The 11,850-nt window shown below is 69.9% G+C and carries 13 protein-coding genes; 1 reads left to right on the forward strand and 12 read right to left on the reverse strand.

Features of this window, described 5'->3' with window-relative positions; all coding sequences use genetic code 11:
* Positions 1-166 precede the first annotated feature (166 nt).
* The 12 genes from egtE to AC5Y5E_RS22375 form a co-directional block, all read right to left on the reverse strand.
* Positions 167-1,297 carry an ergothioneine biosynthesis PLP-dependent enzyme EgtE gene (gene egtE / locus AC5Y5E_RS22320; protein WP_499905124.1) on the reverse strand — a complete coding sequence of 377 codons (1,131 nt, stop codon included), beginning with the start codon at positions 1,295-1,297 and terminating at the stop codon, positions 167-169.
* Positions 1,294-2,259 carry an L-histidine N(alpha)-methyltransferase gene (gene egtD, locus AC5Y5E_RS22325; protein ID WP_499905125.1) on the reverse strand — a complete coding sequence of 322 codons (966 nt, stop codon included), beginning with the start codon at positions 2,257-2,259 and terminating at the stop codon, positions 1,294-1,296. Before egtD ends, egtE begins: the two co-directional genes overlap by 4 nt.
* A complete protein-coding gene (gene egtC, locus AC5Y5E_RS22330) occupies positions 2,256-2,954 on the reverse strand; it encodes an ergothioneine biosynthesis protein EgtC (protein ID WP_499905126.1) in 699 nt (232 codons plus the stop codon). Before egtC ends, egtD begins: the two co-directional genes overlap by 4 nt.
* A complete protein-coding gene (gene egtB, locus AC5Y5E_RS22335; protein WP_499905128.1) occupies positions 2,954-4,249 on the reverse strand; it encodes an ergothioneine biosynthesis protein EgtB in 1,296 nt (431 codons plus the stop codon). Before egtB ends, egtC begins: the two co-directional genes overlap by 1 nt.
* Positions 4,246-5,514 carry an ergothioneine biosynthesis glutamate--cysteine ligase EgtA gene (gene egtA / locus AC5Y5E_RS22340; RefSeq protein WP_499905129.1) on the reverse strand — a complete coding sequence of 423 codons (1,269 nt, stop codon included), beginning with the start codon at positions 5,512-5,514 and terminating at the stop codon, positions 4,246-4,248. Before egtA ends, egtB begins: the two co-directional genes overlap by 4 nt.
* A 143-nt stretch (positions 5,515-5,657) precedes the next feature.
* The gene (locus AC5Y5E_RS22345) at positions 5,658-6,305 is read right to left on the reverse strand and encodes a sensor domain-containing protein (protein ID WP_499905713.1); all 648 of its coding nucleotides are present in this window, start codon (positions 6,303-6,305) and stop codon (positions 5,658-5,660) included.
* 139 nt (positions 6,306-6,444) lie between these two features.
* Entirely contained in the window at positions 6,445-6,843 is a 399-nt protein-coding gene (locus AC5Y5E_RS22350) for a hypothetical protein (RefSeq protein WP_499905130.1), read from the reverse strand.
* Between the two features lie 127 nt (positions 6,844-6,970).
* Positions 6,971-7,354: a hypothetical protein gene (locus tag AC5Y5E_RS22355; protein WP_499905132.1), complete on the reverse strand. Its 384-nt coding sequence runs from the start codon at positions 7,352-7,354 to the stop codon at positions 6,971-6,973.
* Between the two features lie 343 nt (positions 7,355-7,697).
* Complete coding sequence (locus tag AC5Y5E_RS22360) at positions 7,698-8,825, reverse strand: DUF4185 domain-containing protein (RefSeq protein WP_499905133.1); 1,128 nt, start codon at positions 8,823-8,825, stop codon at positions 7,698-7,700.
* A gap of 7 nt (positions 8,826-8,832) precedes the next feature.
* Positions 8,833-9,882: an aspartate-semialdehyde dehydrogenase gene (locus tag AC5Y5E_RS22365; RefSeq protein WP_499905134.1), complete on the reverse strand. Its 1,050-nt coding sequence runs from the start codon at positions 9,880-9,882 to the stop codon at positions 8,833-8,835.
* Positions 9,883-11,148 carry an aspartate kinase gene (locus AC5Y5E_RS22370; protein WP_499905136.1) on the reverse strand — a complete coding sequence of 422 codons (1,266 nt, stop codon included), beginning with the start codon at positions 11,146-11,148 and terminating at the stop codon, positions 9,883-9,885. It abuts the gene before it with no gap.
* Between the two features lie 86 nt (positions 11,149-11,234).
* The gene (locus AC5Y5E_RS22375; RefSeq protein WP_499905137.1) at positions 11,235-11,402 is read right to left on the reverse strand and encodes a hypothetical protein; all 168 of its coding nucleotides are present in this window, start codon (positions 11,400-11,402) and stop codon (positions 11,235-11,237) included.
* Between AC5Y5E_RS22375 and AC5Y5E_RS22380 the strand changes: the two genes are divergently transcribed.
* A complete protein-coding gene (locus AC5Y5E_RS22380) occupies positions 11,380-11,778 on the forward strand; it encodes a DUF4185 domain-containing protein (protein ID WP_499905138.1) in 399 nt (132 codons plus the stop codon). The genes AC5Y5E_RS22375 and AC5Y5E_RS22380 overlap by 23 nt on opposite strands.
* Positions 11,779-11,850 lie beyond the last annotated feature (72 nt).

The raw sequence follows: 11,850 nt of genomic DNA on the forward strand, positions 1-11,850 counted from the left end.
CACCTCTTCTCACCGGCTGCATCGTCGACGGCAAGCCGTTGCAGGTCCCGATCCCTGATTCGCCGCGCGCTACAGAAGCCAAAAGGTACTCCACACATGCCCAATAAGAACAGGCCTTTTCATACTTCCGGTCAAAATCGGAGTCGAAATTGACGAGTCCGGTATTTCAGCTGGTCGCCGCGGTGGCCCCGATCAGCGCCTCGGCGAAGGTCTCCAGATCGTCGGCGGTGGTGTCCACATGGGGCGAGATCCGCAGCACCGCGGCGGACAGTTCGCGCGGCGCGCGCGCCACCCCGGCGTAAGTCGTCACGATCCGCCGCTCGGCGAGCAGCCACGCCCGCACCGCTTCGGGGTCGACGCCGTCGACGGGGGCCAGCGTCGTGATGGCGCTGGGCTCCTCGGCCTCCTCGACCACCAACCAGCCGTCGACATCGCTCAGCAGGCTCCGGGCGATCGTGCCCAGCTCGGCCAGCCGGGCACGGACGGTTTCCGGTTTGTATGCCAGATGCTCCCCCACGGCGACCGAAAAGCCCACGCGCGCGGCGACATTGGCCTCGCCGAAACCGAGTTGCTGCGCCACCGACAGCTGCGACGCCCACTGCGGCGCCGGCAGTCGCGGCACCAGCCGATCCATCAGCCCGGGCCGGGCGGCCAGGACACCGACGCCACGCGGTCCGGCGATCCACTTGCGCGACGACGAATACATGGCGTCGGCGCCCACCGCGCAGTCGATGTGGCCGAGTGCCTGTGCGGCGTCGACCACCAGCGGCAGGCTCAGCTGACGGCACAGCTTGGCCACCATGGCGAGCGGTTGCACCACGCCCCGGTGGCTGGCCAGCGGGGTCAGATGCACCAAATCCGGTGGGTCGCTTTCGAGTTCGAACGCCGCCTCGTCCAGCGCCAGCCTGCCGTCGTCCAGGGTCGGCAACGTGCGCACCTCGAACCCATGGGCGGCCATCACGGCCAGGTTGGGGCCGTACTCGCCGGGCAGGCAGGCCAGCGTGCGCCGATCGGCCGGCCAAGCGCCCAGCAGCAGATCGAGCGCGTGCAGGGAGCCGGTGGTGAACACCACCTCGGCGTCGGGCGCGCCGCACAGGGTCGCGACCGCGGCGCGTCCGGCCTCGAGCACCGGGGCGGCAGCCTCGGCCGCGACGTACCCGCCGACCTCGGACTCGTGCAGCGCATGCTTGGCGGCCGCGTCCAGGGCCGCGAAGCTCTGGCGCGAGCAGGCGGCGCTGTCCAGGTGCAGCCCGGCCACGGGCGGGCGGGCCGCCCGCCATCGCTCGGCCAGGCTCACTTAACCGCCAGCGACAGCCCGAAGTCGCCCGCGGCGTCGGTCCACCACCGAATGCGGCGCAGCCCTGCGGCGGCCAACTCGGCGCTCACGCCGCCCGGGCGGAACTTGCACGACACCTCGGTGAGCATTTCCTCACCGTCCGCGAAATCGACGGTCAATTCGAGCGCGCCGACTTGCACCCGCTGGCGCCGGCCGGACCGCAGCCACATTTCGATGCGCTCTTCGTCGGTGTTCCACCGCGCCACGTGCCGGTACGCCTCGATGTCGAAGTCGGCGTCGAGTTGGCGGTTGATCACCGCGAGCACGTTTCGGTTGAACTGCGCCGTCACCCCGGCGGCGTCGTCGTAGGCACGGACCAGCCGGTCGGCGTCCTTGACCAGGTCGGTGCCCAGCAACAGACTGTCCCCCGGCCGCATCACCCCGGCCAGCGTGGCGAGGAACTGCGCGCGCGGCTCGGGCGTCAGGTTGCCGATGGTCGACCCCAGGAACACGAACAGTCGCCGCCCGCCGTCGGGTATCTCCGTCAAGTGCTCCTCGAAATCCCCGCAGACCGCGCTGATTTCGACGCCCGGATACTCGCGCTGGATGGCGGTCGCGGTCGCCGACAGCACGCCGGCGTCGACGTCGAACGGCACGAATCCGCGCAGCGAGCCCCGGTCGCGCAGCGCGTCTAGCAGCCGCCGGGTCTTCTCCGACGTCCCGGCGCCCAATTCGACCAGCGTGTCGGCCTCGCTGGCGGCCGCGACCTCGCCCGACCGGGCACGCAGGATCTCGGCCTCCGCGCGGGTCGGGTAGTACTCCGGCAGCCGGGTGATCTGGTCGAACAGGTCGCTGCCCACCGAGTCGTAGAACCACTTGGGCGGCAACGACTTCGGTGTCTGCTGCAGGCCATCGAGCACGTCGCGGCGCAGCGCATGGTACGCCGAGTCGGCGGCGAGGTGGTTGGACAGCGTCAGCGTCATGAAGAGCCTTTCGAATTGAGGGGCGTCAACGTGACCCCCCGCTCGGTGACCTCAACCAGGTGCCGGTCCGGCACGTCCTGCCAGTCGGGCGCATCGTCGTACGGCTCGCTGGCCAGCACCACGCCGTCGTCGCGGCGCAGAAGGAACAGGGTGTCGCCCCAGGCGGTCGCCAGCAGCCGAGAGCCGTTGGCGGCCAACACGTTCAGCCGCGCCAACGGGTCGGCCGCCCCGATTTCGGCGATGGTATCGGCCAGAGCGTCCAGCCCGCGCTCGAAAATGGTGGCCGCGAGGATGGCGCTGTCGCAAGCCGATTCGGCCGACGAGGTGAGCGGCAGCACCGTGCGGTCGACGATTCCGTTGTGCGACAACAACCAGCGGCCGTCGGTGAACGGCGCCGTCGCGCTGGCCTCGATCGGCATGCCCACGGTCGCTGAGCGCACCGCAGCCACCACGCAGTGGCTGTGCAGCGCCGGCGCCACCGAATCGAACGACGCGTCGCCCCACAGCGGCGCCGGGCTGCGCCAGCGCCGGGGCACGTTGCCGTCGAAAAACCCGATGCCCCAACCGTCGGCGTTCATCAGGCCGTGCTTCTGGCGGCGCGGGGCGTACGACTGCACTCGCAGCCCGCACGGCGGGTCCAGCACCAGCGAGGACACGCTCACGTCGGCGCCGAGCCAGCCCAGGTGTCGGCACATCAGTCGGTCACGTCCCAGGCCAAGCGGACACCGGAGAAGATCTGACGCCGGATCGGGTGGTCCCAATTGCGGAAGCTGGGCCGCACGATCCCCGGCTCCACGGCCCACGAGCCGCCCCGCAGCACCCGGTAGTCGCCGTCGAAGAACGGCTGGGAGTAGCGCTCGTAGATCATCGGGACGAACCCCGGCCACGGCCGCAGCGGCGAGGCGGTCCACTCCCAGACGTCTCCGAGCATCTGCTCGGCCCCGTAGGCCGAGGCGCCGGCGGGATACGCGCCGACGGGCGCGGGCCGCAGCGCGGCGCCGCCCAGGTTGGCCAGGTCGTCGGACGGTTGCCGTTCCCCCCACGGGTAGCGGCGCCGGGCGTCGGCCGCCGGATCCCACGCGCAGGCCTTCTCCCACTCGATCTCGGTGGGCAGCCGGGCGCCGGCCCAGGCCGCATAGGCCTCGGCCTCGAAGTAGGTGACGTGCTGCACCGGCTCGTCGGCGGGGATGTCCTCGATGTAGCCGAACCGCGCGCGGGTTCGGCCGTCCGAACTCCAGAACTGCGGCCCGGTCAGATCCGCGGTCTGGCGGTGCTGCCAGCCGCGCTCGGACCACCACCGCGGCTCGTCGTAGCCGCCGTCGTCGATGAACGCTCGCCACTCGCCGTTGGTGACCGGGACCCGCCCGATCCGGAAGGCCTGCACGTCGACGACGTGGGCGGGGCGCTCGTTGTCGAGCGAGTAGGGCTCGCTGGCGGCGTCCACACCCAGCACGAACGGGCCGCCGGGGACCAGCACCGACGTTCCCGCTAGACCGGGCCGGCCGGCGGGCAGGGCCGGGGCGTCGCGCAGCAGCGGCGTGCCGGTGCGCAGGTTGAGCGCCTGCAGCATGGTCTCGTCGTGCTGGTTTTCGTGGCTGACCACCATCCCGAAGGTGAATGCCGCTTCCGCACCGGCGGGGTCGTCGGGCAGGGCGTCCAAGGCGTCCAGCGCGGCGGACCGCACGGTGCGGCAGTAGGACCGCGCGCGCTCGGGGGACAGCAGCGGCAGCTCGACGCGACTGGCCCGGGAGTGTTCGAAGGCGTCGTAGAGGCCCTCGACGGCCGGCGGCAGAATCCCCGGCCGGGACGAATCGCCGCCGCGCAGCAACCAGAACTCTTCCTGCTGACCGATGTGCGCGAGGTCCCACACCAGCGGGCTCATCAACGGGTCGAACTGCCGCCACAGTTCGGCGTCGTCGAACTCGACCAGCCGCAGCGTCCGCGCCCGCGCCCGCGCCAAATCGTCGGCCAGCTTTTCCCGAGAAGTCACGGGCCCCCTTGCGACCAGCGCGCGGCCCTCGAGACCGTCGCCTCGATGCCGTGCTCGATCACCTCGTCGGAGAAGTCGTCGCCGGGACATCGGCCCCGCTCGACTCCGCTGACCAACAGTTGCATCGCGTCGGCCAGCTCCGCCGGCGCCCGCTCGGCGGCGATGGCCACGCATTTGTTCGCCGCCGCGTAGAGCCGCCGGTCGCGCAGGCCCACCCGGGCCGCGGTGTCCCAGGCGGTGGCGACCGGTTCGACGGCCTCGGCCGCGATGTCGGCGGCAACCGGGTCGTCGAGCAGCGCCACCAACGTGAACACCACGGCGGGCCACAGGGCGTCCGGCACGCTGTCGAGGTAGCGGATCTCCAGCCACTGCCTCGGCCGCACCGGCGGGAACAGCGTGGTCAGGTGGTATTCCAGATCGGCGAGCGTCGGGCGCCGGTCACCGAGCAACGCTTTGCCGTCCACCCAGTCGGCGAAGGGCACCCACTCCGTGACCGCGGTCGCGTCGGGGTTGTGCACCAGCATCACCGGGGCCTTGAGCGCGTAGCGCGCCCAGTCGGTGCCCGGGTCGTCGCCGCTGGCCCCCAGGATGGGCCCGCAACGGGCCGAGTCCATGTCCCCCCACACCCGCTGCCGGGTGGAGACCCAACCGGTGAACTCGCCGCCCAGCATCGGGGAGTTGGCGGCGATCGCGATCATCGTGGGCCCCAGCGCGTGCGCCAGCCGGACCCGCGCCGCCCAGCCGTCCCGAGGCCCGGCGTCGACGTTGACCTGGATCGACGCGGTCGACGTCATCATCGCCGCGCCCGCCTCGCCGGAGCGGCTGGAGCGGAAGAACTGTTCCATCGCCTGGTAACGCGCGCCGGGGTTGATGCGCTTCGGCGGCCGCAGCGGATCCGCCCCGAGGAAAACCAGGCCCAGCCCGGCGTCGGCGAAGGCCGACCTCAGCACGGCCTGGTCCCGGTTCATCGCATCGATCGAGGCCAGCACCCCGTCGGCGGGCGGGCCGGACAGTTCGACGGCTCCGCCGGGTTCCACCGTGACGGCGCTGCAGCCCGGCAGGCGGGGGAGATGCTCGAGCACGTCGGCGATCTCGTCCCAGCCGGGCCGGCGGTACGGGTCGGCCGGGTCGTGGCAATGCCCTTCAAGCTCGAGACCGATGGACTGCAGCGGTGCATCGTTAAGGCAGGTCTCGGCGATGTACTTCGCGGCGGCCGAGGAGTCGACCATCTCGGCTTGGGCGGTGCTGGCCGGGGCGAACGTCATATCACGATCCCTCCAGGCTGCGCCGCTTGTTGCGAAGTCAACGGAAAATTCAACGCCACTACTTCATCTTGCAGATCGCACCGACATATTCCCGTCCTGCCGGACTTTTCCACGACCGAACCACCCGAGGATTCGGACCCACGCTACTGACCCAGCGCGTTCTGCATGGCCCCGGCCAGCACGTTGACCGCGGGTCCCGCGTTGCCAGATTGGCAGACCTTGGCCTGCAACAACACGTTTTCGCGCAGCCTGGTTTGATCGAAGCACCGGCGGTCGGTGCCCGCCTCCTGCTTCGTCCAGTTCGCGTCCGCGCCCGTCGCCGGGCCGCCGTCGAACGACCAAACCTGCGTGCTCCCGTTGTCCAGGTGCATCGCGGTCGTCTGGCCCGAGCAGCCGACGGTCCGGTCCACCACGCGATGAAAGGCCCGCGCCGCGGCGTCGTTGCTGGCGAATACGCCGATGGCCTGCTTGACCAAGTGGGTCTGATCGCTGGCCGACGTCTGGGTGGTCGCCCCGTTGAACGACGCCAGATCCGGGTCGTCGAAGACCTCGGGCAGCCCGATGTCGGCCCAGTTGTTGCACACCGCAACGTCGACCGAATAACCCTGGAACGGCTGCGTGAACACCGACTCCCAGCCCATCGGCCCGCCGACGATGTTGCCGACCGATCCCTTCGCAAGGACCGCGTAGTTCACCACCCCGGGCTCCGACGGGTGCGCGACCGCCGCAGGGACACCCAACGCTCCCCCGACCGCCACCCCGATGGTCATCACCGCCGCGCGGATGCGCATGGTCATGGGTTTCGATCATGCCAGGGCGGCCGTCGGCCTCCAACGTCGAGTTGTGGGGCGAAATTGCGCCAAAACCGCCCAACAACTCGACGTTGGGCCAGGCCGTTCAGCTATCAGCGCAACAACTTTCGCTAGGCGGCTACGGGCGCGGATTGCCCGGGGTGTTCGGTGCCGGCGCCGGAGCGCTGGGCGTCGGCGTCTGACTGGGGCCACCGGGACCCCCCGGACCGAAGCCCGGCGGCGGACCCCACGGGCCGACGACCATGCCCGGGCCCCCGCCGTACTGCCACGGTCCGCCACCGGGGCCGCCGGGGCCGTACATCATGCCGTGATGGTGCTTGTAATAGTGCCAGTGATGGCCGATTCCCACGACCATGGCACCGGCGAAGAAGACGGTCGAGAGGATGAAGACGATCCCGGCGACGATCACCACCCACGCGGCGGCGACATAGACCCGGGGAGGCTTGACCGGCGCGTACGCAGGCGGGGCCGCGGCGACGGGCGTCGGTTGCGTTGACGGTTCGGGTGTTTGGGTCATGCCTTGAATACTGCCCCCGCCGCCGGCCGCGAGAACAGGTCCGAGACACAAATGTTGCTGTGAATCGAGCGGCCCGGCGCTCGTGCGAGCGCCGGGCCATCGGATGTGGGTTTAACGACCCGCGGGGCTACGGGGTCCGCGTCGGGGCGACAGACGACGGAATCTGGCTGGGTCCCGGGGCGCCGGGGGTCGCCGAGGCGGGGCCGCCGCCCTGGATCGCCGCCGGTGGTCCGGCCGGTCCACCGGGTCCGCCCGGGCCGCCGGGGCCGAAGCGGTGCGGATGCATGAACGCCGCGTGGTGCTTGTGGTGGTGCATGCCGCCGTGGCCGTGCCCGAGCGCCATTCCGGTGAAGAAGATCACCGAGATGATGAACACGACTCCGGCGACGATGGCGACCCATGCCGCGGCGAGGAAGACCTTGGGGGTCCGGTATAGCACCGACGCTGCCGCCGGCGCGGGTTCAGTTGCGGTGGCGGTCCGCACGGTGGGGGTTTCAGATGTTTCACTCATGAGACAAATGATGCTTGCGTTAAGAGTAGTTGTGGCTATGCGTTAGTTAAGTAGCAGCTATGAGCTGAAACCCCACCTCACCTGGCGAAATCGCAGCGCCGCTACCCTAACCGACCTCGGCGCGGCGCCGATTGGAGTCGGTTCGTTGAACGCCGGTAGTGGGTCTGGCAACATCAGCTGCTACTAACGCCGCGAATACCCGCCGGAGGAACCGTGACCGCGGGCAGCATCATGATGGTTGTGCTGCTGGCGTGGGCCGTTCTGGCTCCACCGGCATTCCTGTGGCTGGGCGTCATGCTCGAACAACGGCGGCAGCGATGACGGGTTCGAAAGCCGATGCCGACTAGGGCTTGAACGGGTTGACCGCGAACTGGATCACCCGGTATGGCGCGCGCGCACGGGCGCGGGTGTCCCATTGGCTGACAAAGATGCGCAGCTCATCGAGGGTGGACCCGGGCGAGATGTATCCGCCGTACGGCTGCGCGAGCCGGTTGTCGTAGGCGGGCGGCAGGCTTTCGGCCGGATCGGGCCACTCGTCGTGCTGCACCACCGTCGTCACGGGCGCGGCGCCCAGCGACGTCGGGTCGTCGGCCACCCGGACCTCCATGTTGCCGGTGCTGGCGTTGAAGTACGACAGCACCGCCTTGCCGTCGATCTGCCTGATGGACATCTCGCCCACCTGATCGGGCCACAGGGGTGTCGGCGGCCTGCCCCAGCCACCGTCGGGCCCGGACGCCCAGCCCTGCCACCGGGACCGGTCGATGAACGTCTGCGGCGTCGCCCGGTACAGCAGCACGGGATCTCGCCGGGTGAAGCTGTTCGCGACGATGTACACCCAGCCGCCCGGCGAGTCCGGGGTGGGGATCGGGTCGTAGTAGCCACTGATCTGCGACTGTCGCCCACCCTGATAGGAGCCGTCGCGGCGGGTCCCGGCGACGGTCTGCCAGCTGCCGCGCGCGGGTTCGGCCATCACCAACCGGGAGCTTTGCGGCTCAAGGTTTTTCGTCGTCGTGACCATCAGGTAGTTGCGCCGGTTGACCTGCACCACGCCGGCCGGCAGCTGAGAATCCCCGGGCGGCGTGGGGTCGGCCAGCAGCGGCTTCCCGATTCCGGTGACCCCGGTGTAGCGCACCCCGGCGGGGTCGTCGACCGACGCGGCGTCGACGTGCAGCGCGATCGGCGAGTACCAGCCGCCGAACCCGACGCCCTGGCCGGCGAAGCTGTCGCCGCAGACCTGCAACAGCTCGGTGGGGAACTCGAGGAACTCACACAGGTCCGTCGCGCCGATGCCGTAGTCACCCGTCGGGGTTCCGGTGCCGGCCGTCGGCCCGATGCGCACCACCTGGCCCGGCGCCAGCGGCTGCAGGACGGGCTCCGGCGCCGGCGCCGGCGGGTCGGCGGACGCATGCCAAACAGGCTGGGGCGCAACGAAACACAAAATACTTAGCAGGGCGACCCGGGCCGAGCTCACCCGGGAACTATAGTTCCGCGGCCAGCAGCTCGGCGATCTGGATGGTGTTCAGCGCGGCCCCCTTGCGCAGGTTGTCCCCCGACACGAACAGCGCCAGGCCACGCCCGTCGGGGACGCCCGGGTCGGTGCGGATCCGGCCGACCAGCGATTCGTCGACACCGGCGGCGGCCAGCGGCGTCGGCACGTCGACCACCTTGACGCCCGGGGCACCGTCGAGCAGCTCGCGGGCGCGCTCGGGCGAGAGCGGCCGGGCGAATTCGGCGTTGATCGACAGCGAGTGCCCGGTGAACACCGGAACGCGCACGCAGGTGCCGCTGACCGACAGCTCCGGGATGCCGAGGATCTTGCGACTCTCGAAGCGCAGCTTCGCGTCCTCGTCGGTCTCCCCGGAACCGTCGTCCAACAGCGATCCGGCGAGCGGCAGCACGTTGAACGCGATCGGCGCGACATACGTCTTCGGCGCCGGGAATTCCAGCGCGCCGCCGTCGTGCACCAGCCGCTCGATGTCGTCGGCGATCACCGCGCGGGCCTGCGTGGCGAGCTCGTCCACGCCGGCCAGGCCGCTGCCCGACACCGCCTGATAGGTCGAGGCCACCATGCGCACCAGCTGCGCCTCGTCGTGCAGCACCTTGAGCACCGGCATCGCGGCCATCGTGGTGCAGTTCGGGTTGGCGATGATGCCCTTCGGTCGGCGCCCCGCGTCCCGCCCGAAGTTCACCTCGGACACCACCAACGGCACGTCGGGGTCCTTGCGCCAGGCCGAGGAGTTGTCGATCACCGTCACTCCGGCCGCGGCGAACCGCGGCGCCTGCACCAGCGACATCGTCTTGCCGGCCGAGAAAAGCGCGATGTCCAGCCCGGACGGGTCCGCCGTCGCGGCGTCTTCGACCTCGATCTCCTGGCCGCGGAACTCGAGCTTGCGGCCCTGCGAGCGGGCGGACGCGAAGAACCGGACGGTGGTCGCCGGAAAGTCGCGCTCGTCGAGTAGCCGGCGCATCACCTGGCCCACCTGGCCGGTGGCCCCCACTACCCCTATTGAGACCCGATGGTCAACCATCTACCTACCCGTCCCCGCATATACCGTCGCCGACTCGTCGCCGCCGAGACCGAACGCCTCGTGCAACGCCACGACGGCCTTGTCTAGTTCGGTGTCGCGGCACAGCACCGAGATCCGGATCTCGGAGGTGGAGATCAACTCGATGTTGACGCCGACGGCGGCCAGCGCCTCGCAGAAGGTCGCGGTGACGCCCGGGTGGCTGCGCATCCCCGCCCCGATCAGAGATACCTTGCCGATGTGGTCGTCGTAGAGCAGCTGGGTGAAGCCGATCTCGTCTTGCAGCGCGGCGAGCTTCTCCACCGCGGTCGGGCCGCTGTCGCGCGAGCAGGTGAAGGTGATGTCGGTCTTGCCGTCTTCGACCTTGGACACGTTCTGCAGCACCATGTCGATGTTCACGTCGGCGTCGGCGACGGCGCGGAAAACCCGTGCCGCATAGCCGGGGATGTCGGGCAGCCCGACGATGGTCACCTTGGCCTCGCTGCGGTCGTGCGCGACGCCGGTCAGGATGGGGTCTTCCATGGGTTTGTCCTTGATCGATCCGGTAACGACGGTGCCCGGCCTGTCCGAGTACGACGAGCGGACGTGCACCGGAATGTCGTAGCGGCGAGCGTATTCCACGCAGCGCAGCATCAGCACCTTGGCGCCGCAGGCCGCCATCTCGAGCATCTCCTCGAACGTCACCGTGTCGAGCCGACGGGCGTTGTGCACGATCCTCGGGTCCGCGCTGAAGATGCCGTCCACGTCGGTGTAGATCTCGCAGACGTCGGCGCCGAGGGCGGCGGCCAGCGCGATGGCGGTGGTGTCCGAGCCGCCGCGGCCGAGCGTGGTGACGTCGCGGGTGTCCTGGCTGACCCCCTGGAAGCCGGCGACCAAGACGATGCGGCCTTCGTCGAGCGCGGTCCGCAGCCGCCCCGGGGTGACCTCGATGATCTTCGCGTTGCCGTGCGTGCCGGTGGTGATGACGCCGGCCTGCGAACCGGTGAACGAGCGGGCCTGCGCGCCGAGCGATTCGATCGCCATGGCCACCAACGCGTTGGAGATGCGTTCACCGGCGGTCAGCAGCATGTCGAGCTCCCGCGGCGGCGGGGCCGGGCAGACCTGCTGGGCCAGGTCCAGCAGGTCGTCGGTGGTGTCGCCCATCGCGGATACCACCACCACGACGTCGTTGCCCTGCTTCTTGGTCGCGACGATGCGCTCCGCGACGCGGCGGATCCGGTCGGCGTCCGCCACCGACGATCCGCCGTATTTCTGCACGACGAGCGCCACTGTTGTTCTTTCGGTCCTCGGGGTATAGGTCCACAACAGAATACGTGTGACGCCGAATCGTTTTTTGCGGCCGCCGACCCGCCCGCTCAGTTCATGTTGGCGATGACGGCCCACGTCGCGATGGCCGACCCGACCGAGGTCCAGTAGCCGTAGCGCTGGTAGATCTGACTGGCCCAGCGCGCCTGGGCGCGCAGGTCGCCGATGTCCGAGGAGACCTGGGGCGAGCTGGCGTTGCGCAGGCTCGAGACCGGCACCTGGATCCTGGGCGGCTTCCTGTCGTCCGGCTACGCGTTGGGGTACCGGACGATCGACTCCCCGACCGCCAACCTCTACGAGGCCGAGGTCCAAACGCCCGTGGTCGAGACGAGCTGGGATGCCCAGGACCTTCCGAACAGTCGGGTCACCCAGCTGTACGGCGGATACATCCTTCCGTTCTCGCGGCTGGACGTTCAGGGCGGTGTCGGGCTGGTGGTGTCCCAGTGGGACACCGCGACGGGCTGGCCGTACCGGACGACGCAGTTCCGGGTGACGCTCAAGCACACCAGCACTGGTTTTGGCGCCCGGCCTCGGCGCGGTAGAGTGCACAACGTGCAGCGGGTGCTCCTCCTCGGACGCCGCGACGGGGTCTGATCAAGACCGGCTTCCCGTCGCGGGAGTTCGCGATGCGCCGGTCTGAGGTTCCTTCTCATCCCCCGGAGCAAT

It is taken from the genome of Mycobacterium sp. NGS54 (genome assembly GCF_059812465.1).